The 23960-nt window shown below is 63.0% G+C and carries 16 protein-coding genes; 9 read left to right on the top strand and 7 right to left on the bottom strand.

Annotated features, from left to right (window positions below; translation table 11 throughout):
* Positions 1–53: 53 nt before the first annotated feature.
* Together AC6H4Z_RS20905 and AC6H4Z_RS20900 are read left to right on the top strand one after the other, a co-directional pair.
* Positions 54–386 (top strand): PadR family transcriptional regulator, encoded by a 333-nt coding sequence (locus AC6H4Z_RS20905; protein ID WP_497543905.1) that lies wholly within the window; start codon positions 54–56, stop codon positions 384–386.
* A 1-nt stretch (position 387) separates the two neighbouring features.
* A complete protein-coding gene (locus tag AC6H4Z_RS20900) occupies positions 388–3150 on the top strand; it encodes an ABC transporter permease (RefSeq protein ID WP_497543904.1) in 2763 nt (920 codons plus the stop codon).
* A gap of 6 nt (positions 3151–3156) precedes the next feature.
* On the opposite strand, the gene AC6H4Z_RS20895 is transcribed toward AC6H4Z_RS20900, so the two are convergent.
* From AC6H4Z_RS20895 to AC6H4Z_RS20885, 3 genes are all read right to left on the bottom strand, one after another.
* Positions 3157–4230, bottom strand: coding sequence for an SPFH domain-containing protein (locus tag AC6H4Z_RS20895; RefSeq protein ID WP_497543903.1), 1074 nt, complete (start codon positions 4228–4230; stop codon positions 3157–3159).
* 23 nt (positions 4231–4253) lie between these two features.
* Positions 4254–4973, bottom strand: a complete 720-nt coding sequence (locus tag AC6H4Z_RS20890; protein WP_497543902.1) for a double zinc ribbon domain-containing protein — start codon at positions 4971–4973, stop codon at positions 4254–4256.
* Between the two features lie 81 nt (positions 4974–5054).
* On the bottom strand, positions 5055–5330 hold the full coding sequence (locus AC6H4Z_RS20885; RefSeq protein WP_497543901.1) for a hypothetical protein: 276 nt from the start codon (positions 5328–5330) through the stop codon (positions 5055–5057).
* 224 nt (positions 5331–5554) lie between these two features.
* Between AC6H4Z_RS20885 and AC6H4Z_RS20880 the strand changes: the two genes are divergently transcribed.
* Positions 5555–7912, top strand: a complete 2358-nt coding sequence (locus tag AC6H4Z_RS20880; protein WP_497543900.1) for a tetratricopeptide repeat protein — start codon at positions 5555–5557, stop codon at positions 7910–7912.
* 2 nt (positions 7913–7914) lie between these two features.
* Here the strand turns inward: AC6H4Z_RS20880 and AC6H4Z_RS20875 are convergent, their stop codons facing one another.
* The gene (locus AC6H4Z_RS20875) at positions 7915–8910 is read right to left on the bottom strand and encodes a polysaccharide deacetylase family protein (RefSeq protein WP_497543899.1); all 996 of its coding nucleotides are present in this window, start codon (positions 8908–8910) and stop codon (positions 7915–7917) included.
* Between the two features lie 146 nt (positions 8911–9056).
* Between AC6H4Z_RS20875 and AC6H4Z_RS20870 the strand changes: the two genes are divergently transcribed.
* From AC6H4Z_RS20870 to AC6H4Z_RS20860, 3 genes are all read left to right on the top strand, one after another.
* Complete coding sequence (locus AC6H4Z_RS20870; protein WP_497543898.1) at positions 9057–11246, top strand: transglycosylase domain-containing protein; 2190 nt, start codon at positions 9057–9059, stop codon at positions 11244–11246.
* 173 nt (positions 11247–11419) lie between these two features.
* Positions 11420–11968 (top strand): hypothetical protein, encoded by a 549-nt coding sequence (locus tag AC6H4Z_RS20865; protein ID WP_497543897.1) that lies wholly within the window; start codon positions 11420–11422, stop codon positions 11966–11968.
* Between the two features lie 11 nt (positions 11969–11979).
* Entirely contained in the window at positions 11980–12942 is a 963-nt protein-coding gene (locus AC6H4Z_RS20860; protein ID WP_497543896.1) for a hypothetical protein, read from the top strand.
* 4 nt (positions 12943–12946) lie between these two features.
* Here AC6H4Z_RS20860 and AC6H4Z_RS20855 read toward each other — a convergent pair whose 3' ends face one another.
* Positions 12947–14065, bottom strand: a complete 1119-nt coding sequence (locus tag AC6H4Z_RS20855; protein WP_497543895.1) for a hypothetical protein — start codon at positions 14063–14065, stop codon at positions 12947–12949.
* 236 nt (positions 14066–14301) lie between these two features.
* Here AC6H4Z_RS20855 and AC6H4Z_RS20850 point away from each other — a divergent pair, with 236 nt between their 5' ends.
* Both AC6H4Z_RS20850 and AC6H4Z_RS20845 read left to right on the top strand, forming a co-directional pair.
* Entirely contained in the window at positions 14302–15723 is a 1422-nt protein-coding gene (locus AC6H4Z_RS20850; protein ID WP_497543894.1) for a M16 family metallopeptidase, read from the top strand.
* Positions 15723–17195: a M16 family metallopeptidase gene (locus AC6H4Z_RS20845; RefSeq protein ID WP_497543893.1), complete on the top strand. Its 1473-nt coding sequence runs from the start codon at positions 15723–15725 to the stop codon at positions 17193–17195. Before AC6H4Z_RS20850 ends, AC6H4Z_RS20845 begins: the two co-directional genes overlap by 1 nt.
* A gap of 80 nt (positions 17196–17275) precedes the next feature.
* On the opposite strand, the gene AC6H4Z_RS20840 is transcribed toward AC6H4Z_RS20845, so the two are convergent.
* Both AC6H4Z_RS20840 and AC6H4Z_RS20835 read right to left on the bottom strand, forming a co-directional pair.
* Positions 17276–18571, bottom strand: coding sequence for a DUF1501 domain-containing protein (locus AC6H4Z_RS20840; protein ID WP_497543892.1), 1296 nt, complete (start codon positions 18569–18571; stop codon positions 17276–17278).
* Positions 18572–18709: 138 nt separating this feature from the next.
* Positions 18710–20665: a DUF1800 domain-containing protein gene (locus AC6H4Z_RS20835; RefSeq protein WP_497543891.1), complete on the bottom strand. Its 1956-nt coding sequence runs from the start codon at positions 20663–20665 to the stop codon at positions 18710–18712.
* Between the two features lie 256 nt (positions 20666–20921).
* Here AC6H4Z_RS20835 and AC6H4Z_RS20830 point away from each other — a divergent pair, with 256 nt between their 5' ends.
* On the top strand, positions 20922–23852 hold the full coding sequence (locus AC6H4Z_RS20830) for an ATP-binding protein (protein ID WP_497543890.1): 2931 nt from the start codon (positions 20922–20924) through the stop codon (positions 23850–23852).
* The last annotated feature ends 108 nt before the right edge of the window (positions 23853–23960 follow it).

Genomic DNA, 23960 nt, shown 5'->3' with positions numbered 1-23960 from the left:
GACAAAATCCTGCGCAGGGTCGTATCGTCCACTAACCTAGTTAGTGGACAGCCATGCCAGGCGACGCCAACAACCTCCTCCACGGCACCCTCGACGTCCTCGTCCTCAAAGCCCTCACCTGGGGACCGAAGCACGGGTACGCAATCGTCGAGTGGATCGAAACACAAACCGAAGGCGACCTCGAAATCGTCGACGTCGCCCTCTACAAATCACTCCACCGACTCGAAAACGGCGAAGCCGTCGCATCCGAGTGGGGACTGTCCGCCAACAACCGGCGCGCCAAGTACTACTCGCTCACACCGACCGGCCGCCAGCTCCTGAAAGCCGAGGCCGCGACGTGGCGAAAGTATGCCAAGGCGGTCACTCGCGTGCTTGGTGCCACGTAGCATGACACCGCGTCCCACACCCGGCGGATCGAACATTCCCGACGGCGTTCGCCGCGCGCTACGACTGCCGTCGAACCGCGCGCGGCTCGAGCGCGAACTCGACGATGAGGTCGCGTTTCACATCGAGACACGCGTCGCGTCGCTCGTTGCATCGGGAATGAGCGAAGCCGACGCGCGCGCCGAGGCGGCGCGACGATTCGGGAACGTCGATGAACTCCGCGAGTTCTGTCAAACCACCGAGGTGCCACGTATGCGTCGAATGCACGTTCGCGAAATTGCCGAGACGTGGATGCAAGACCTGCGGCTCGCTGTGCGACAGTTCACGCGGTCGCCGGGGTTCGTTGCCGTCACGGTCGCGACGCTCGCACTCGGGATTGGCGCATCGACGACGATCTTCAGTGTCGTCAACGGTGTGATGTTCCGGTCGCTGCCCTATCCCGCGCCCGAGCGGATCGTACAGATCTGGGAAGTCGGCGCACGTGGCGGACAACAGAACGCCTCCGATCCTGATCTCGACGATTGGCGCACCGAGAGCAAGAGCTTCGCGTCCCTCGCGGCGTTTCGACCAGGCGGTGACGCGACGGTGATCATCGGCAATACATCGACGCGAGCGCACGTGTCACCGGTGTCGGGGCAGTTCTTCGACGTGTTAGGCGTGCGACCGACGCGCGGGCGAGTTTTTGCCGGCGACGAGTTGCGCGAGAACGGCGCGTTGGCCGTGCTCGTGAGCGACGAGTTCTGGCGACAGCAACTCGGCGCAAATCCGGCGGCGATCGGGACGACGCTCTCGGTCGACGGCACGAGCTTCATGGTGATTGGCGTGATGCCGGCTGCCATCGACATGCCTCATGGCGCGGATCTATGGGTGAGCGCGGAGGCGACGTCGACGCGTCGCACGAGTCGCACTGCGCACAACTGGCAGGTGCTCGGTCGCGTGCGCGACGGCGTAAGCATCGAACGTGCGCAGACGGAGATCAGCGCGATCACGCGTCGCGCGAAGCAGGTCAACGGTACGTCGATGGATGCGGTCGACGCTACGGTCGTGCCGCTGCTCGAGGAAATGATTGGCAAGACGAAGCCGATTCTCTATTTGCTCGCGGGCGCGTCGATGGTGCTACTGCTCATCGCCTGCGCGAATGTCGTGAACCTGCTCGTCGCCCGCATGGCATCGCGGCAGGGCGAGCTCGCGGTTCGCGTCGCACTCGGCGCGGGGCGTGCGCGTGTCCTTCAGCAATGTCTCGCCGAGTCGTTGGTGTTGTCGGTGAGTGGGGCGGTGGTGGGTATGATGTTGGCGGTGGCGGGTGTGCGTGCAGTCGTCGCGTTGGCGCCGCCGGGGCTGCCGCGTGTCGCGGACATTCGCGTTGACGCTGGTGTGCTGGCGTTCGCGGTTGGCGTGTCGGTGATCGTTGCGGTTGCGCTAGCGCTCGTCGCTGCTTGGCGCGGAACGCGAGGTGACGTTCGCGAAACGCTCTCGCAATCGGGGCGCACGCAATCGAGCGGTGGTGCGAGCGTAGGTCTGCGTCGAGTGCTGGTCGTCGCGCAGGTCGCGATGACGCTCGTGCTCCTCGTCGGTGCCGCGCTGCTCGGTCGCAGCTTCGTGCAGCTGCTGCGGATCGATCCTGGATTCCGCATGGAGAATCTCGCCGTGCTCGATCTGGCGATTCCGAGGACGAGTTCCGATAGTGCGGCCGGCGTGCGTCGCATCCAGGCGTTCGACGAGATCGTCGCGAAGATGCGCGCGCTGCCCGGCGTGTCTCAGGTCGGAGGGGTGAGTACCGTACCGTTTGGTGGCGGCGGGAACAACGGTCAATTCGTGGTGCTCGATCGCCCAATTTCGCGCATCGACCCAGCGGCCGATGTGAAGGCGCTTCGCGAGAGCATCCGCGAAATCGGTAAGCTTCCCGGCCACGCGGGCGATGCCGAGTATCGAATGACGACGCCGGGATACTTCGAGACGATGCATATCCCACTCGTCGCTGGGCGTTTGTTCAACGACGGGGATCGGTACGAAACGGAAAACGTCGCCGTGATCAGCCAGGCGCTGGCGAAAAAGGTGTGGCCGTCAGAGAGTCCAATCGGCAAGTACATCGAGTACGGAAACATGGATGGCGATCTTCGCACGTTCACGATCGTCGGGATCGTTGGCGACGTGCGTGATCGCGGCTTTCAGTCGGAGCCTGGTGCGTCGTTCTACGGACTGTATAGACAGCGACCGTCGAGCGGTGGCGGTACCATCAATATCGTGATGCGAACGAACTCGACGCCGGCATCGGTGATTGCCGCGGCGGCTCCGCTGATGCACGCGCTGCGCCCTGACGTTCCGTCTCGCTTTCGTACGATGGACTCGATGGTCTCGCGCTCCGTTGCCGATCGTCGCTTCACGCTTTTTCTCGTCGGCGTCTTTGGCAGCGTGGCGCTGCTGCTCGCGACGCTCGGCGTCTACAGCGTGATCTCGTACCTCGTTGCGCAACGGAGTCGCGAGTTGAGCATTCGACTCGCACTCGGCGCTCGGGCGGAGGATGTTGTACGCCTGGTGCTGCGACAGGGCGCCGCATTGGCGATCGTCGGCATCGGCATTGGACTGGTGGCGTCGGTGATGCTGACGCGACTGATCAGCACGATGCTGTTCGGCGTGACGGCGACTGATCCGGTGGCGTTTGCCGGCGTGACGGGCGTGCTCGTCGTCGCCGCGCTGCTCGCGAGCTATCTGCCGGCGCGTCGCGCTGGACGCGCCGATGCCGTGGATGTGTTGAGAGCGGGCTAGCGTTCGCTAGGCGAGATCGGCGACGTCGGCCAGTTTGGTCCACGCCGAGAAGCCTTTCTTCCAGACGAGTGTTTCTGGACGGACGACGCCCGCGGCGATCTGATTCTTGATCGTCGCGCGATCCACCGGGCCCTGTCGCTCGCCTTTGAACACGTAGTACCACGCGTCCTGTGGGAGCGGCGGCGGCTCGTCACCCGATGACGTTGCCGCCGGCGCCGGCGCACTAAAGGCCGACGACGACATGGCACGACTCGCGATGGCGGCGCCCATGCCAATACCGACGCCCGCCGCAGCGCCGCCACTCGGATTGCGTGCCGCGTCGCGAAGCGCGTCGGCGCTCTGGAGCTTCGTGTACTGATCGAGGTCGCCGAGGACGCTCATCTTGGACCGTTGATCGATCGCGCCTTCGACTTCGGCGGGCAGAGACACATTCTCGACGACAAGCTGGGTGAGCTCGATGCCGTACTGCTGGAACTGCGGTGCGACGCGCTCCAGGACGCGCTGGCCTACCTCGGTGTATTGCGTCGAGAGATCGAAAACGGAGATGTTGCCGTCGGCCAACACGCCACTTACGCGCGATACAACGAGGTCGCGAAGCTGATCGGCGATCTCGTCGACGAGAAAGAGTGAGTTCGTTCCAACCACTTCGTGCACGAAGCGACTCGGATCGGCAACGCGAATGGCATATGTGCCGAAGGCGCGAAGCCGCACTGGTCCGAGCGCCGGATCTCGCACGATCACGGGATTGGACGTGCCCCATTTGCGATTCGTGAACTGCTTAGTGTTCACGAATACGACGTCGGCCTTGAACGGGCTTTCGAAGCCGTACTTCCAGCCGCGGAGCGTCGAGAGCAGCGGAAGGTTCGAGGTGACGAGCTCGTAGCGTCCTGGCAGAAACAGATCGGCGATCTCGCCCTGGTCGACGAACAGCGCGGCCTGACCGGGACGCACGATGAGCCGCGCGCCATTCTTGATTTCGTTTCTCGGTCGCGAGAAGCGCGACAGCATCGTGTCGTCGGAATCATCGATCCACTCGATGATGTCGATCAGCTCTCCAGCGACAAATTCACGAAAGGACACGTGATCTCCAGCGTAAGAGTCGATTAACCGAACAGGTTTCGTAACGCGTCTTCGAGCACCGAGCCGATCGAGCCGTTGCGAATGGCCGGTGCCGTGTCCCAGCTGCCGCTGATCGGCCGTGCGCCGCGCGTGGTCGCCTCGAATGCGCGTCGTTCTTCGGCGCGGCGTTCATCTTCCATGCGTCGTGCGCGTTCGAGTCCGCCGCCGTCGACAAAGGCGAGCACGGCGTGCAGTTCGCCGCGCTCGAGCCACGCGCCGTGGCCCTTACACACGTCGATGATCACGCCAGAGCGATGGCCGAAATTCTCGCGGTTCATGACCTTGGCGCACGTTGGGCATGGGAGATATCGAACGCCGGTTGTAGCTGAGGCGTTGACGCCGACCGTCTTGGGTCCGAGCATGTCGGCGATGGCGCCGTGCGCCTCGCGATTTGCGCAGAGCGACGTGAAGGTCTCGGTGTCGAGCCACGTCGCGTGGCAGTCAGCGCACTCGAAAAGCGGCGTGGCGCCGATGTGCACCGACGACATTGCGCCGCGACAGCCGGGGCAGGGAAGCGTGGCGTCGCCTGCGAGGCGTTCTGCTTTGGAGCCGCACTCGGGACAGAACTCCATACCCACGAACATGGGGCTGAAGCACGACGGGCAGCCCATCGACGAAAGCGCCGAGCCGCAGTAGTCGCAGCGGACGGCATCGGCGCCTGACGCGGGGGCGCCGCAGGTTGGGCAGTTGAGCGAGGAAGGCATGGCCTTCCTTAGGACGGACCCGGTTGCGCGGCGGTCACGCTTCGCGGTGCACCGGATGTTTGCGACCCCGCGACGGGCCAGCTAGTGTCTCACGTAGATATTCTGGTGGCCGCGGTAGTCCAGCTTCACGGTATCGCTATACAGCAGACCGAGTTGCAGGCCGCCGGCATCGGGAATGAGTTGCAAGGCGTTCTCGGAAATACTCCAAGTTCCCGTGATCGACGAATTTGTGGCGCCGCTTGCGGAACTGTCGGTCTGGGTGAGCGCGTAATGGGTGTTGCTTTTCAATTCGATGGCGCCGCGCACGGTGGATCCGGTCGCGATCACCGCGGGAATGGATCCTCCATCGAGCCGCACGAGTGTGTACGTGCCCGTGGGAGTGACTCCCCCGGCGTCGAGTACGTTTCCGCAGGACGCAACGAAGATGAGTACAGCAATACGGGCGATTCGCAGACGACCACCGTCGAGTGAGTTTCACGTCGACAGTACGGCATGACGGGCGCTGGCGAAAGGGCCATTTCGTAGGTGGATGTCGAGACGTTCTGGAACGCGGATGAGACGATACGAATTCTTCGCCGGCGATGAGCGCACTGCGTAGGTCGACCCGATGGCGGTTCACACTGATCGGTGTGGGCTTCGTCGCGCTCGCGCTGGTGGCGTTTGGCCCGGCCCTGCGGGCACCGTTCGACTTCGACGACGGCCCGGCGATTATCAATAACGCCTCGATTTACACTCTACGTCCGTCCGCGGCGCTCGTACTTGGCTCGGGCATCGGTTCTCCGGTCGATGGGCGACCGGTCGTGGCGTATTCGTTTGCGGTGAATCAGGCGATCAATCGGGCGTTGGGAATTCCGCCCGGCAGCGATGTACCGCGCGCTACGTTCGGCTTTCATCTGCTAAATGTTCTGCTGCATGCCGCCGCGGCATTCCTGATCTTCCTGATCGTTCGCCTGACATTGCAACGCGGACGAGTGAGCGAAGCCTTGGCGAGGAACGCCGAGCGCATCGCGATCGTGGTGGCGGGGATGTGGCTGCTGCATCCCATACAGACCGAGGCGGTGGACTACGTCACGCAGCGCACGGAGCTTCTCGTTTCGCTGTTCTATCTCGCGACGCTGTTCGTTGGCGCGCGCATTCTGTTTGACGGCGACGTGAAGACTTCGCGCGCCAGGCTGGCGATGGTCGCCGCACTTGCGGCGCTCGGCGCAGGAAGCAAAGAAGTCATGATCACTGCGCCGATCGTGCTGCTGCTCTATGATCGCGCGTTCATCTCGGAGTCGTGGTCGTCGATTCTTGGCACGCGCGATCGGCGACGGCTCTATCTGATCGTTGCGGCTGCGGTGGTGCTGCCGCTCGGTCTACTCGCCATGCTCGGGCGAGGCGGCACTGCCGGGTTCGACGCCGGAGTGCCGTGGTATCGATATCTGTACACGCAGGCGTGGGCCGTGTGTCGCTACCTCACGCTGCTATTCTGGCCAGGACAACTGGCATTCGACTACGGACGAAATCTCATAGCTGATTGGTCCGCGGCGCCTCAGCTGATCGCACTGTCTGCCGCGGTCGTTGCGACGATTTGGGCGTGGACGAAACCACGCTGGCAATGGCTCGCCTTTCTGAGCTCGTGCTTCTTCCTGATTCTCGCGCCGTCGTCGAGCATTCTTCCAATCCGCACAGAAGTCGCCGCCGAGCGACGTGTATACCTCGCGAGTGTCGCGGTCATTCTGTTGGTGGTGATTGGCGTCGAGCACATTCGTAAAAGCAAGATCGATCGCGGCGCTCCGAAGAAAATCGCACTCATCCTCGGCGTTGGGTTGTTCTATGCCGTGATCAGTGGCTGGACTGCTGCCCATGTGAGTTTTGTGCAGGCGCCCACCGTTGTAGTTCAGGCAGTTGTTGGAGCACTCGCGGCGGTTGCGGCTTGGGCGCTGCTCTTTGGCGGCTCAATGACAGCGACCGCGGCAGCGAGTGCGATCGCAGTGTGTCTTGCGGTCGCGACCTACCATCGCAGTGAGTTGTACGACGATCTCGTCGTGCGTTGGAGCGATGCGGCCGTCAAAACTCCCACGAACGGTCGGGCGTACGACAACCTCGCGTCGGCGCTGCTTCGCGCCGAGCCTCCGAGGATCGCGGCCGCTGACAGCGTGTTGCATCAAGCGATGGTGATGGATTCAGTGTTCGTTCCCGCACGCGTTCGCGCTGCGACCATCGCGTTCGCCGAAAACCGCTTCGTTGACGCCGAGTCGCTGCTTGTGCGCGCGCTGGCGATTCATCCGCTCGATGCTGCGGCAACGGAGCAGCTCGGGAAGGTGCTCGTAGCCGAGCGGAAGCCGGCCGCGGCGCTTCCGTATCTCCGTCAAACCGCCGACTTCAAGCCGAATGGGGAAACTCTCATGGCGCTCGGCCTCGTATGGACGCAGCTACGCGAGCTCGACTCGGCGCGCGTGGCGTTCACGCGCGCGGCGGCACTCGCACCGTGGCGCGCCGATGCGCCGCGTAACCTGACCGCGATTCTCGTCGAACAGGATCGCGGAGCCGACGCGATTCCGTATATCGAACGGGCGATTCAGTTGGAGCGGAGCGATCTGTCGCTCGCATTGGCGAGTCTCGCGTATGCGCAGGCGGGGCAGGCGGACAACGCAACGCGCGCCGCGAGCGATGCCGTGGCGGCGACGCAGAACAGTACGATTGTCTATGTGCTCGCTGGACGCGCGATGCAGACGTCAGGTCGTCTGGAGTTGGCGCGGACGTATCTGTCGCGCGCCGTGTCGCTCAAGCCAGACGATCCGCAGGCACTATCTCGGCTTGGTATGCTGGAGCTGGCAGCGGGGAATCGCTCTGATGCGCGACGTCTGTTCGAGCATGCGCTGTCGTCGTCGCCGGGATATCCGCTTGCCGAGCGGGGGCTCGAGAGCGTGGTGTCGCCCTCGAGCCCCCGCTGACGCTACTTCACGAAGCGCGTCTTGGTCTTGTCGAGATTATCGAGCGTCTTGGAGATGTCGTTGCCAATCGCTTCGATGCGGTTGATCGAGTGCGGATTGAATGCTGGATCGAAGGGGCTCTTTGCGGGGCCGCCGGACACCTCGAGCACCGCGTCGAACTGATACGGGTGCGCCAGCTTGGTCTTGGGATCGGTCCACGTTCCCTGCCATGCGAGCTGCTTGTTCTTTGGCCATAGACCGTACGGAAGAGCGATCGTGCGAATCTTGTAGCCTGGAACCGCTGAATCGATGCCCATCATGTTGCGAGCGATCTGCTCCTGCACCGCGGCGTCTGGATACTGGCTGAGCTTCATGTGCCAGAGCGTGTGGTCGCACAGCTCAAAGCCTTGATCGGCGAGCCATTTCACTTTCTGGAAGCGCCATTCCTTCTTCTGGCCCTGGAACTTGGTTGCGTCGCCGAAGAAGTTGTGGCCCGACGCACCGCCGTTGAGCATGCAGAACGTCGCGCGATTCTTCCAACCCGGGTGCGACTTGGCAAAGTCGAGCCAGATGCCGACGCCGCTCGTGGGGTCGATGGTGAGTTGACCGTTCTGCTCGATGTAGCGGAACTGTTCGGGCGATGCGTCGTCGAAGACGAAGACCACCGGCGACATGCCGTCGGGGACGTCGCTGAAGTTCTTGTCGAGCATCTGGGCGATGGTGATCGGCCGATAGCCGCGCTTATACACGTCCTCTAAATCCGCCTTGAAGCTCTCGGCGGTTCGCGTATAGAGCGTGTTCTTGGGCGAGCCAATGATGTGATACTCGAGCACCGGAATCTTGCCCGCGTGGTTGGCGGTCAGGCTTCCGCGCATGGTATCGACGTTTCCGGCCGCCGAATCGGCCGTTGTCGCCGTTGCCCCGTTTTTCGCTACCTGCTTGGTGCTTCCCGCGCCGCCGCTGCAGGCGGCGGAGAAAAGTGCGACGCAGATCACAAAGCCCGTCGAACGGAACGTCATGGATTCCACTGGAGTAGGACTGTTGATGGTTGAGGCACTTCAATCAGCTGAAAATCGTGCTGCGCTGCCGTGCTGTGCCGTCGCGGCCAGAAACCTGCGATGGCGAAGAGCGTACCAGTCTTTAGCATGCTCACCACACCACCTGCGTGAACGTCACTTCGCTTCGCGAACGCGCTGCCATTTTCAGGCAGCGACTGCGCCGCAATCCGTCGGATCCCGCCCGCCAGTGGATCAGACGGCAGTGGCCGTGGCTTGGGCTGCTCGCTCTGGCGTGCGCCGGCGTCATCACGTTTGACGTATGGGTTGGCACCTGCGGCTTTTACGGCTGTCCGTCGCCGGCTGAGATCCGCGCCTTCCACCCGAGCGAGGGTGGAAACGTCTACGATCGCAACCAGAAACTCATCGGCCATCTGGCGAATGTGCGTCGCGTCAACGTGCCGATCGCGATGGTCCCCAAGAACGTGCGGGACGCATTCGTCGCCACCGAAGACCGGCGTTTCTATGAACATAACGGGCTCGACTGGCGCGGCGTGATCCGCGCCGTCGCGCGCAATTTCAGCGCGGGCGGCGTTCGTCAGGGATTCAGCACGATCACCATGCAGGTGGCGCACAACAGCTTCCTTGCCGATCGGTATCACGGGCGCTCGTTGCGCCGAAAACTGGTCGAGCTGCGAATCTCGCGCCTTCTCGAACGCGAGCTGACCAAGGATCAAATCCTCGAGCACTATCTTAACGTCATCTATCTCGGGAACGGCGTGAACGGGATCGAGGCGGCCAGCCTCGACCTGTTTGGCAAGAATGTCGACAAGCTGACGCTCCCTGAAGGAGCGCTCCTCGCCGGTCTGCCCAAAGCGCCGTCTGCCTACACGCCTCGGCGCAGCCCGCCGCGCGCAGTGCAGCGGCGCAACTTGGTGCTCGGACTCATGGCCGAGCAGGGATATATCACCGACGCGCAGGCGCAATCTGCGACGCGAGCTCCGCTCCGCATTGCTGAGAACGAGTGGCGTCCGTCGGTGACGAACGAGGCGAGCGCGCTCGACGCCGTGCGAGCAATCGTCGATTCGGTTGCGCCAGATATCCTGAAGGAAGGCGACGTCAACGTCTACACGACGGTTGACTTCAACCTGCAGCGCGCGGCGGATCGTACGGTGCTGCGACACATCACGCAGATCACTCAGGAAACGCGCGAGACGATGGGACCGCCGGGCGAAGAGGCGCAGGGCGCGCTCGTCGCGCTTGATCCGGCGACGGGCGACATTCGCGCGCTGGTGCCTGGCAAGCGCACGCAGCGCGGCGGATTCAATCGCGCGTTCTCCGCGCGTCGCCAGCCGGGGTCGGCGTTCAAGCCGTTCGTGTACGCGGCCGCACTGGCGGCGGGATATTCCCCGGCGACCGAAGTGGATGACGATCCCGTCAACGTGCAGGTAGGTCGCGACATCTGGCAGCCGGCGAACTACAACGGCGAGTACAACGGGCGCATCACGTTCGCGCGCGCGCTGATGCTGTCGGCGAACGCGGCGACGGTGCGGGTGAGCCGATCGGTCGGCGAAGCGGCGGTGATCGCCGCGGCCCGCCGCAACGGCATCACGAGTCCGTTGTCGCCGGTTCCATCAATTGCGCTTGGTGCTGAAGGCGTGACGCCGGTGGAGCTGGTCGCATCGTACGCGCCGTTCGCCAACGGTGGAATGCGAGTGACGCCGCGACTTGTGACGCGCATCGAAGCGCCAGACGGAACGCTCTTGTGGAGCTCGGAGGTTCGCACGCGGACGCCGGCGATGAACCCACAGGATGCATATGAGATTACTCAGATGCTCCAGGGTGTGGTGAACTTCGGAACCGGAAAGGCGGTGCGTGATTACGGAATCACGGCGCCAGTCGCCGGAAAGACGGGCACGACGAACAGCGGCGAGGACGTTTGGTTCGTTGGCTATACGCCGTCGATCGTTGCGGGAATCTGGTTCGGTTATGATCAGCCGCGTCAGATCAGTACGAGCGCATCAGGCGGACGACTCGCCGCGCCGGCGTGGGCCGAGATGTACCAGGCGGGATGGAAGGAGCCAGTTGGATCGGCGTTCGCGGTGCCCGTTGGTATGGTGTCGGCCGTGGTCGATCCACAGAGTGGCGAGCTCGCGACGGAGTGGTGTCCGTCGCGCGTGCGTCAATGGTACAAGCCGGGGAGCGAGCCGCAGAACGAATGTCAGTTGCATACGGGCCCGCAGCCGAATCAGGTCGCGGTCGACTCGAAGGGCAATCCGCAGGCTCAGGGACATACCGATCCGATCACCGCGGTTGGCCGTAGCATCGGCAGCATTCTGCGCAAGATCATCCACTGGTAGCCGCGGACATCGCACGCAGCCTCGGCGATTTCTGACGTACGTCACAGAAAGTTGGCTGAATCCATGGTGTATTCCATGGAACGGGCGACAGAGCCGGCTGTACAATCGTATTCCGATTGAACCTCCGGCTCGCTGACGTTGCGTCTTGCGTCGCCCGGTCCCGATGGAGATGGATGATGTTGCAGTCCCTGTTCAGCCGATCGATGACGATCGCTGCCCCCCTCTCAGTTGCTGTCCTGTTCGGTGTTGGCTGCGCCAAAGCGGGCCCACGAACGATTGCGACTGTCGAACTCGCCTCCGCCAAGCCTTCCACTGTGACGATTGCGCCGGGAGACCTCTACTACGTGCTGCCGAGGCGTGTGTGTACGTCGGTGAGTCACGTCGGCGATACGGTCACTACGATCGTGTGGCGGGCGCGACAGGTCGTAAGCAATGGAATGACTGGTATCTCTCCAGATCCGGCAATTCCTGATTCGCTGCAGGCCGTGATGCGCGTCGTTCGCGTCAACGTCGATTCGACGGATGCAGCCTCGCCAATTCAGTTCGCGGTCGAGCGTTTCTCACTCGGGTCGCTGCAAGGTTTGGCTGCGACGACGAATCCGTCGCCGGAACCGGTACGGACATCGCGCGCGAATACGCGCGCGCTGGTGAGTGTCGAACGCTGTTTCGAGCGCGGTCGAAGTTTGGCCGGTGGTCTCAACGACCCGCTCGTTCTTCGCTAATCCAATACGTCATGCGCAAGTCGACGACGGTCATCGCCATTCTTCTAGCAACCTTCACGGTGGCGAGTGCGTGCAGCGGAACGAGCGACCCGTCGTCGGCGCCGACGCAGCAGCAAACGGGCTCGAACGATACGCCACCGCCGTCGACGGCCAAGCGTGTGTTTCCGTCGGACAATCCGTGGAACACCGTGATCTCGACGGCGAGCGTCGATGCAAAATCTTCGACGCTCATTGCATCGTGTGGTGTGCGCAACCTGCATCCGGATTTTGGCACGACGTACGACGGCGCGCCGAACGGCATTCCGTACGTGATCGTGCACGCTGGGCAGGCGAAGGTGCCGGTGAAGTTCGACTACGACGACGAGAGTGATCCGGGGCCATATCCGATTCCGCCATCGGCACCGATCGAAGGTGGATCAAATGGGAGCGGTGATCGCCATGTGCTCGTGGTCGATGTGGACGCGTGGAAGTTGTATGAGCTCTTTGATGCGCATCCAGTGAATGGTGGCGCGAGCTGGACCGCTGGTTCCGGCGCGGTGTTCGATCTGAATTCAAATGCGCTGCGGCCCGCCGGCTGGACGTCAGCAGACGCCGCGGGGCTTCCGATCTTTCCTGGACTCGTGCGGTACGACGAGGTGGTGGAGCAGGGCGCGATCAATCATGCGCTGCGGTTCACATGCCCGCGCACGCGTAAGGCTTACGTTGCTCCGGCGCGGCACTACGCGAGCAACGACACGAGCAGCGCGCTGCCCGCGATGGGAATGCGTGTTCGCCTCAAGGCCAACTTCGACACGACGGGCTTCACGCCGAACGTGCGCGTCATTCTGCGCGCGATGATGCGCTATGGAATGCTTGTCGCCGACAACGGCAGCGGCTGGTACGTGAGTGGCGCGCCCGATCCACGCTGGAACGACGACGAGCTCGCGGCGTTGGCGCGCGTCCCGTCGTCGGCATTCGAGGTGGTGAAGCCGTAGAGCGCTACCTTCGCCCGCCGCCTCCGTTGCCCGCGTTGCCCCCGCCACCCCATCGTCCCTGACCACCCGGACGGCCTTGTGAGCCCGAGTCCCAATGTCCGCCGTGCGACTGCTGGCCGTGGAAGGGCTGTTTGTTGATGCCGTTGTTGCGCTGGGTGATGAACGCCACGGGATAGCCGAACGGAAAGCCGCCGAATCCATTGAACGATGAGTACGGCGTGTACGGGCAGTTCAGGGGCGAACATTGATAACCCGGATTGTCGTACGCCGACGCCACCTGAGGTGCGACGTACACCGAACTGCTGTTCATGTAGACGTCGTTGCCGTTGTTCGGCGGATAGAATTGCCCGCCCTGATACTGCGCGAGTGCTGCCAACGTCTGGAGCGCAGACAGCGATCCGTCGCCGCGAGCGAGCGCCGCGATCTCGCGCGTATCCGCACTCACCAAGTTCGCCGCCAGGAGCCACGCGCGTACGACGCCCGCGCTCAGCGCGTACGTCGCATCCGAAACTTCTTCGACGGTGATTGTGGTTGCGGCCGCGGCGCGCGCTGCGATGATCGTGCGGCGCTGATCCTCGATCGTGCGGGCCGCCTCTGCCGTGACTATTGGAAGCAGACCGACATCGCGCATTCTCGCCACTGTCATTGTCGATCCGTTGCCGGACCGAACTTCTTCGACGCGCAGCCACTCGCCGGTTGGCGAGAAAGCGAACAGGGTCGTCGACGTTCCCTTGATGCCCGATGAGCACGTGTAGTCGGCGCGGACGAACAACCGGCGACCGGTCGACGACCAGTTCACCGCCTCCATGCCCTGACATCCTTGTCCGTCGAGCGAGTGCGGCCGACTACTGTCGAGTCGATCGCGCGCGACCACCTTATGTCGCGCGACCGTCAACGCCTCGACGGCGGAGGACCCAGCGATCGGAACGATGCACGTGGCGCTCGATGACGTTCCTTGCTCGCCGCTCTCCGATTCATCAGCGGCCCAGCAGCCGAGCCACGCGTACCATCGCGGATCAGTCTGCGTAATGCGTGCGGCGGACTGCGCCTCAGCACGCGGCGGTACAGCGAGCATGATTCCGCTCGCGACGATCAGCATGGCGACTTTCGCATCGCTCAGCATGGGCACTCCTCGCCTCGGTAACCGGCCAATAATGCATACAGCCCGCCAGTGTGTTTCGCGAGGTTCGACTGGCTCGGTATGACGAGCCCGGGCTCACGATGTTCGCGCCGCTTCACGTCGCGATCCTGCCCGCCCGTACCAGGGGCGTTCCAGTGGCGCCGCGATATCTTGCGGCACGAGGGAGACTTTCGCAGACTTTAAAGTCCGCGGCGTTCAACATTCTCCCATCGACGGCCATGCGACCCTCCTTCTGGCGCGCGAACGCGTTCGTCGCGATCACGATGATCGCGTCAGGTCTTGGCGCTCAAACGACGCAACTCAAGATCCCGTTCGAGCGGTATACGCTACCGTCGAACGGCCTGACGGTGATTCTCTCGGAGGATCACTCGACACCGATGGTGGCCGTCGACATGTGGTATCACGTCGGCTCGAAAAACGAGGAGCCCGGTCGCACGGGCTTCGCGCACCTCTTTGAGCACGTGATGTTCACCGGATCGGGTCACGTCCCATACGGCGTGCAAGATCGCCTGACTGAGGGCGTCGGGGGTCCACCGAACAATGGATCGACGACGAACGATCGCACGAATTACTACGAGACCGTGCCGTCGAACTACCTCGAGGATCAGTTCTGGATCGAGTCCGACAAGATGGGCTGGCTGCTCGACGCGCTCGATCTCGCCAAGCTCAATGCACAGCGCGATATCGTGAAGAATGAGCGGCGCCAGAGTGTGGACAATCAACCATACGGCCGCGCCAACGAAATCATCACGTCGGCAATGTACCCGGCAAAGCATCCGTATTCGTGGCCGGTGATCGGAAGCATGACTGATCTCAGCAACGCATCGGCTGACGACGTCAAGAATTTCTTCCGGCTCTACTACGCACCGAACAATGCAACGATCACCGTGGTCGGCGACTTCGATCCGGCGCAGGTGAAGGCGTGGATCACGAAATACTTTACCGACATTCCGCGCGGCAAGCCGATCACGCGACCGACATCGCCGCTGGTCACGCTCCCTGCGGAGAAGCGCCTGGTCTATGAGGACCGCGTGCAACTCCCGCGGCTGTACATCGTATGGCCGACCGTCGGCACCACGCACCCCGACGCGATCGCATTGAACGTTCTGGGCGGAATTCTGTCGGGCTCACGCACCAAGCGACTTACGAAAACGCTCATCTACGATCGACAGTCGGCCGCGCAGGCCTTTGCCGGACAGCAGTCGAGCGAAGCGGCGGGAACGTTCAACCTCACGGTGATTCCGCGGCCGGGGCACTCGCTCACCGAGCTCGAGTTGTCAGCGGACTCGGTGTTCGAGCGCATCAAGACCGAGGGGCCAACTGCCGAGGAGCTTCAGAAGGTGAAGGCAGGGCTCGAGCTGAGCTCGATCGCCAGGCTCGAATCCATCCTCGGAAAGGCGGAGACGCTGGCGAGTGGCAGTGTGTACTTCAACGATCCGACCTACTACCGCACGAGCCTCGAAAAGACGCTGGCAGTCACGTCTGCCGACGTGAAGCGTGTCGCGGCCAAATATCTGACGAAGGGGCGCGTCGTGCTCAGCATCGTCCCGATGGGCAAGGCCGATCAAGCAGCGAAGCCCGAAGCGAGCGCGAAGGTGAGCGCGCTTTCCACCAACAAGCTCGGATCGGAGGCACGCTGATGTCGACTTCATTCTTCCGCATGCGAGCAACGCCCGTGGTCGCGCTGTTGCTAGCCTCTACGACTCGCCTGTCCGCGCAGAAGCTCGACCGCACGTTCGAACCGCCACCGACCGCGCCCAAGCCACTTCGTGTGCCGACGTGGACGCAGACCAAACTCTCGAACGGCGCCGAGTTGATCGTAACGCCCAAGCACGATCTGCCGCTCGTGTCGCTGACGATCAGTTTCGTCGGCGGCGCGAGTCAGTTCGAGCCCGCAGGAAAAACGGGGTTGGCGAATCTGACGACGGCGATGATGCGCGAAGGAACCGCATCTCGCACCGGCGATCAGATCTCCGATGCACTCGAGCTCCTCGGCGTCGGTGGTGTCGGGATCTTCGTCGGGTCGGAAACTGGCTCACTCGGTTTCGTATCAACGAAGGCCAAGTTTGCGCCGACGCTCGACGTGCTCATGGACATGGTTCTCCACCCGTCATTTCCCGCGGAGGCGTTGGAACGACTTCGCGGACAGACGCTGGTGAATCTGACTCAGGCGAAGGACCAGCCGGGCTCGATCGCGTCGACAGTGTTCTCGCATGTCCTGTACGGCACGGAGCACCCGTATGGTCGCGTACCAACGGAGCAGACCGTATCGTCGATCACTCGAGACGACGTCGTGGCGTTCCATCAGGCGTTCTTCAAGCCAGGTCGCGCCATCGTCAGCGTGACTGGCGACGTCGATGCGGCGACGGTAAAAGCAGCCGTCGAGAAAGCGTTCGCCGCGTGGACAACCGGCGGCGAGCGTCCGGCGTTCACCTATCCGGCCGTTCCCGCAAAGGCGTCGACCGCGATCTACCTCGTAGACAAGCCGAAGGCGGCACAGTCGGTATTCGCGATCGGTCTCGTGGGACCGTCGCGCGACAACCCCGACTATTTCTCGCTGCAGGTCATGAACACGATTCTTGGCGGAATCTTCCAGTCCCGGTTGCAGCACAATATTCGCGAAGAGAAGGGCTACAGCTACGGCGTAAACTCACGCTTCGCCTACGGTAAAGGCCCGGGCGCATTCCGCGGCGGTGGCGCGATGACCACGGCCAAGACCGACAGTGCACTGATCGAGTTCATGAAAGAACTGCGCGGCGTGCAAGGCGAGCGGCCGTTCACCGATGACGAACTCGCGCAGGGCAAGGCTGCGTTGGCGCAGAGTCTACCGAGCATGTTCGCATCGGTGCAGTCAACGGGCGACGCGGTCGCCAGCATCTATCTCCAAGGCCTGCCACAGGACTATTACCAGACGTTCGCAGCGAAGGTCAATGCAGTGACGAAGGAAGACCTGGTGCGAGTGGCCAAGAAGTACATCGATCTCGAACATCTCGACATCGTGATCGTCGGCGATCGTGCGGTGATCGAGGAGCCGCTGCGAAAGACGAACATTGCGCCGCTCGTTTTCCTGGACATCGATGGAAAGCCAATTCGTGCAATGGTGACGCCCTGAACACCTAGCGTAGAGAGTACGAAAAAGGCCCGACGCGGTGTCGCCGCGTCGGGCCTTTTGCTATCGCCGGAGCTGAGCGTTTATAGCACGCCTACCCATTTGGACGAATCGCCTGTGAAGCCCGGGAATACCGCATCCATCTTCGCCGCACCCAGGTGCTTAAAAGCGATTTCAGAGAACACTGAACGGAAGTCGGTCGTCAGCGCCAGGTCGCGGCCTTCGTTCAGCTGTTCGGGCTGCAGGCCGGGCCACTTGCCGTAGACCTTCTTTCCCTTCACGTCGCCGCCGATGACGAACATCGCTGTGGCGTGACCATGATCGGTTCCGCCGTTGCCATTCTGTCGCGCCGTGCGGCCGAACTCCGACATGGTGAGAATGGTGACGTCGGACATTCGATCGCCAAGGTCCTGCACTAGCGCGGCAATCGACTTCGAGAAGTCGTCGAGACGCTGCGCCAGTTGTCCGGTCGCGCCGCCCTGATTGACGTGCGTATCCCAACCGCCGACGTCGGCAAAAGCGATCTCGAGGCCAACATCTGACTTGATGAGCTGCGCGATCTGGCGCAGGTGATTCCCGAACGGCGACCGCGGATAGTCCGCACCGTTGCCGGCAACGTACTGTTGCGGGTTCGCCGATTTGAGAATCTTCATCGCCTCGAACATCTCACCACCCGCGGCATGGACGACGTCGGCATTGCCGGTGCGGTACAGTGCTTCGATACGTTCAGCCTGCGACCCGTTGGTTCGAATCGTGAACTCGTCGAGGCTGTTCATCGCTACGGTCGGCGCGCCACCTTCGAGAATGCGCGGCGTCTGCGGCGTCATCGCTACCGCTCTGAATGGCGCCCCAGCCGGCGTCTTGGCGTTCGTACCGAGATGGCACTCGTCGCACGTGCCCTTCACCGCGAGATAGCGATTGAGCCAGCCGTCGCGCGTACCCTTATTGTCGGGGGTGCCGCTCTCCATGTAGTCCTGCGCGTCGAAGTGCGAGCGAGTGTTGCTCGGACTTCCCACCGCGTGGATTGGCGCGAGGATTCCGTCATCCCACAGGCGCTTGAATGGCGACAGCGATGGGTGCAGTCCAAAGAATCCATCGAGGTCGATCGCCGACTGTGCGGCGCCTGCGACTGGTCGCGGAATGGCAATCGACGGGCGCATCGTGTAGTACGCGCGCTCGCCGTGCGGCACGACGACGTTCAATGCGTCGGCGGCACCGCGCTGAAAGAGCACGATCAGCGTCTTGCCGCGCGCATTGCCGTTGAGCGCGGCACCCTTGAGCAGATCCTGCGCGAAAACCGTCTTTCGCAGGAACGTCGGGTCGAGGCCCATCGTGGCCAGCGCCAGCGCGCCAGACTTCATGAAGATTCGGCGATTCATCGTCATCCTCGCGAGTGAAGCGAGCAGAAGATCTACTCGCGCAAAATCGAACCTTGTTCAACTCCGCTCACCCAGCGGAAATCCGATGAGTGAGAGTAGATCCTACGCCGCGCTGCGCGCGGCGTAGGATGACTACTACTACCGCCGCTGAAACTCCGGCGCTCCCAGCGCCAGCCCGACTACCTGCGCCAATCCCTGCAGATTCACCTGCCGCCCAAATCCCGGCAACTGCGCGCCCGGGCCGCGTGGGAATCCCTTTCCGCCCGCATCCTTGGCCGTCACTTTCGCGCCACCTGCGCGACCCCGGCCCATCACGGGATCAGTGTCGCTCATGATCATGCCGTTCACGTCGTTCGCAGATGCATTCGCCAACATCGGATTCTCGCCGCTCATCAACACCTGACGCGTCTCGGCGGATACCTGCCCGCCGAGCATCGACTTTACGACGCTGTCCACCTGCTGCTGACGACTGAGCGCTCGCACCGCGTCGTACTGCGGCCAACTCGTGAGCCGCGCGCCCGGTACCTGACCGGCTGCGAGACTCAGGCCAAAGTTGATGCGATTCAGAATTGCGCCGGTATTCATCCACGCGTCACCACGATCGGGCCAACCGTCGGGCGTCTGACGTCCAAAGATCGGCTGGCCGAGTCGCGCGACGACCTGCGCCGTGCGCGGCGTGCTGTCGGCCTGCGCATTGACGGCTCGCAAGCCCGAAGCAACGACTTCGAACGGCGTCTTCACCTTGGCGCGATACGACGAGCGACTGAAGAATTCTGGCGACGTGATGATGCAGCGAAGTGTTTCACGGATGTCGCCATCGGTCTTGGAAAACTTGTCGGAGCAGCGATCGACAAGCACCGGCGGCGGATCGTCGGACACAAAATGGCGCGCGAGCTTCGTCGTGATGAACCGCGCAGTTGCCGGCGAACGCGAAACGAGATCGAGCACCTGCTCGCCCTCTTCCTCACCGCGACCTCCGGGGAATTTCTGACCGAGAATCAGCTTCTCGCCTGCATCGTGGATCATTGGATTGAAGACGAACTCGCCGTTCTGCCGGTTGAACGTCCAACCGGTGAGCGCGCGCGCGACTTCTTGGACGTCCTTCTGCGTATACCCGCCGTCAACGCCAAGCGTGTGGAGCTCCATCAACTCACGCGCGTAGTTCTCGTTCAGACCGCGCTTGGCCTGCTGCTTTGCTCGCTCCATGATCTGGGCGCGCTCTTCAGGCGTGGCGTTCTGCATTCGCTCGCGCACTGCAGGCGGGAACATCCCAGCGCCGCCGAATCCCCCCGCCGGCCGACGCGCGATGATGCCAGGGCGAAGCCCGGGGCGTCCGCCACGTCCACCGTTGCGCGCCACGAGTGTTGGCCGCGTGCTGTCCGCCGCGCTCTGCCAGTTGTCGAGGAAAAACAGCATCGCCGGACTCTTGGCAACGGCGCCGAGCAGATCGCGGAACTTGCCCAGAGCATGCGGCCGAATGACGTCGCGATCGTACTGCGCGAGGTAGAGACGCGTCTGACCTTTGCCAGCGAACACACTGAAATGGTTTTCCCAAAAGTCGACCATCACTTCGTTCAGCTGACGTTCGCTCGTTACGGCACGCGCGAGCTTGGCCGACTGTAGCTGACCCACGAACTGCTGCGTCTGACGCGCCGCGGCGGCGAGCTTTGGATTTTCCATTGCGGCTTCACGACGAATGTCTTTCTTGTCCATCGTGGTGTCGCCGTCCGCGCTCGCGTTCTTCTTCGCCTGGCGTTGCAGTTGCTGCAATGAGTTGTAGTCGCGGATGACGTCCGTGGTCTTCATGTTGAGCACGGAGTATTGACCGATCAGCTGCTCGGTCGTGCGATCGTCGATTCGCTCGGGGTGCAACTGCGCGTCGATCCACTGGTCGACTCCCATACTGCGAACCTTCGCGGCGTCGCCAGGACGCGGGCCGAAGGTGAGTCGATTCAGAACTTGCTGAATCTGCTCGTCAGGAAGGAGTTCGCCCGTTGGTGCCGCCGTCACTGCCACCTTGGGCGCCGACTTGGGCGCCTGGGCAACGCAGGGAATCGCGGCCGCTACGGATAGGAAAACGACAAGCTTGCGCATGATGGTACACCCGGTGATCGGAAACCGTCGACCCGCTGCTGAGTAGACGCGACGGGCCGGGCGGCGTTAATAAACGTCCAGCGCGCTCTTGCGCCTGCTGTGCGCGAGGTCTACGGTTGACGAGTCGGCGCAGCCGCCGATTGCCCGAATCCCTGAGCAGGTCGCAAACCTAGTCGTGCCAATCTTTTACAGGTCGTCGGACGAGTTCATCTCGGCTGCCCAGGCCGCCGTCTCTCGAACCGTTCCGAAGCAGCCAGTGGCCGTACTGGTTTCGGAGATTGATCCGCCGTCCGACCCCTCCGGAAGGGCGGCGACCATCTCCGACGGAGCCGTTGCCGACATTGTTCGGCACATGCTTCGTGCCGACGACCACGTCGGCTTTGTCGACGGCACGATCGTGATGGTGCTCCCCGGCGCAACTGCGGACGACGGCCGATCGGTTGCCGAGCGAATTTGCGCGGCCATTCGAAATCACTCGTTCGGTCCGGGGCTCGGACCACTCACACTGTCCGTCGGTACCGCCGCCGCGCCCGAGCACGGCACGTCATGGGAGTCCGTGCTCAAGCCGGCACGTGTCGCGTTGAGTCGTGTTCAGGCACAGGGCAGAGACGGTGCCCTCGCGGCGCCGCTGCCGCATCACGAAGCGCTACATCGTCCGCTCGCGATCGATCGTTTTGCTGGCCGCGTGGAAGAATGGGCATCACTCGTCGGCTGGCTCGACGAAGCGTGCGCTGGCCAACCGCGCGTGGTCTCTGTGTTCGGTGATGCGGGAACTGGGACCGCGACGCTGCTTCGACAGCTCGAGGCCGAGGTGCGACTGCGTGGCGGAGTGTTCGCGATGGGCACGTCGCCAAATGCGCTCGTGCGGCCTCCGTACGGCGTGTGGAGCTCGCTCCTGCGAGCGACGCATCGATTCCCGACCGCACCAAAGCGCGAATGGCACGAACTGCAGCATCTCGAGCCGTCACTCGGAAGCCCAACCGCGAGCGCCTCTCCAACAGGAAGCCAGTACCGCCTACTCGGCGAACTCACTGAATACTTTCGCGCGCTCGCCGCTGATCGTCCGCTCGTGATCGTGCTCGACGAGATGCAGTTTGCGGATTCGACCTCGTGGGACGCAGTCGAGCAACTGCTCGCGCAGCTGGACACCGATCGTCTGTTGATCTGTCTCGCGCATCGTCCCGATCCAACGTACGACACGTCGCCGCACCGCCAGATGTTGAGTCGGCACGAGATCGCGCGCGAGATCGTGCTATCGCGACTGACGCGCGACGATGTGAAGCAGTGGCTCGAGGCGGCGTTCCATCGCCAGCAGGTCGGCCGCGAGTTTCTGGCCTTTCTCTACCGGCACACCGAAGGCAACGCACTGTTCATTGCGCAGATGCTCCGGGCGCTGATCGAAGAGGGCGCGATCTGGCACAACGGAACGCGCTGGGAGTGGAGTCCGGTGTCGGAACTCCGCCTTCCAGCCAGCCGCAGCGAATTGATTTCGCAGAGACTCGGTCGCTTTTCGTCGAGCACGCAGGCGGTGCTGAACACCGCGGCGATCGTAGGACACGAGTTCGACGTTGGGTTGCTCGTTGGAGCTGGCGCTGGAAGCGAGCCGGCGGTGCGGCTCGCGATCTCCGAAGCAGTGACCGCTGGATTGCTGCGCGCGACGTATGAGCGGCGCCACGGCGGCTACCTGTTTGCTCACGGGGAGATCGCCGACGTTCTCGTCGATGCGATTCCGCACGATCGCGAGCGTCAGCTTCACGCGCGCGTTGCGCTCGCGCTCGAACGTCGGCACCCAGAGCGTGCGGGCGAAATCGCCCTGCATTTCGATGCGGCGGGTGAGAAGGCCGACGCCTATCGCGCGGCGCAGGCGGCGTCGAAGATGGCTGACCGCGTGCACGCGCACGGAGCGGCCGGGCTCTACCTACAGGTTGCAGGGCGAAATGCGACGACGCCAGCCGAGCTCGCGGAGATTCGCGTCGCGCTGGCGCATGTGGCGGAGACCGGTGGTCGGTTCGACGAAGTTGAAGAGCTGTGCGATCTGGCAATCGAGTGGTTCGACGGGCAGGCCGATGAGCGTCGAGCGCTGACGCTGCGGCGAATGCGCGAGCGTGCGCGAATGGAACTGGCGCAACCGGCGCGCAAAACGCTCGAGGCCATGATCACGCTGGATGCGGAAGCCAAAAGACTGGGTTTCGACAGCGAACGCGTCGCGATCCTTCTCGCGACCTCCCAGACGTACGGCCGACTAGGCGATCAACGCACCGCGGAGCGGATCGCGACCGAAGCGGTCGAGATGGCAGAGAAGCTCGGCGATTCTGCATTGCTGACTGACGCCCTGATTCGGCTGGGCAATGCGCTACTCAGCGAGGCGCCCGGCCGCGCGTACGCGATCTATGCTCGAGCACTCGCGCTCTCCGAAAGCATCGGTGATGCGCGCCGTCAGGCGCTGAGTCTCGGAAACCTTGGTGTTGCGGCGCAGTTCGAGTCGCGCCTCGATGAGGCGATTGAAGCGTACGGTCGCGCGATCGCGGTGGCTCGTTCTGGTGGAATGCCCGATCGTTGGGGTCTCGCTGCGCTCAACCTGGGCGTGCTGTCACAGAAGTGCGGTGACTACGATCGCGCACGCGAATTGTTCGTCGAGGCGCTCGCACTCTTTGCGGCGGTCAAGCAGAGCGAGTATCAGCTCGCCGCGCTCTTCAACATGGCGCATGTCGAGCGGGAACTCGGGCTCTGGGATTCCGCGGCCGAGTTGTATGAAGCGACGATTCCGTTGGCCCAGCGGATTGGCCAAGCGGATATCGAGATTGGCGCGATCGCAGGCGCTGGTCTGTGTGCGCTCGAACTGGGTCGAGAGGCGGCCGCGCGTGACGCGACCAATCAGTTGCAGGCGAGGATCGGTGAGCGCCCCGACTGGTTCCAGGGCCGAGAGATCGCCGAGGCGCTATTTGTCCGGCTGGCGGTGCTGCAGGGTCGGCCGATCGAGGGGTTCGGTCGGTTCACGTCTGCGCTTGCTCTGGCGGAAACATCTGATCTATACTCGGCGGCTTGGCTGACGGCTGTGTGCGCTGAATCGCTGGTGGAGTTCGATCGTGACGCAATTCGGTCGTCGATTACGAGGTATAGCGACCGTGTTCGGAAGCTTGGATATGCTGAAATGACAAGACGTTACGATCTGCTAGCTCAACGGTGACTGGGCTCACAGCGCGGTACGGCTAGGTCTGGCTAGATAGTGTTCGCCTCGGTATCCTGTGACGAGTTGCATCGTCACGCGGATGCGATCGAGCAAGTCGGTAACGTC

It is taken from the genome of Leucogemmata humicola (genome assembly GCF_055379415.1).
This window is presented reverse-complemented; position numbering and strand designations above follow the sequence as displayed.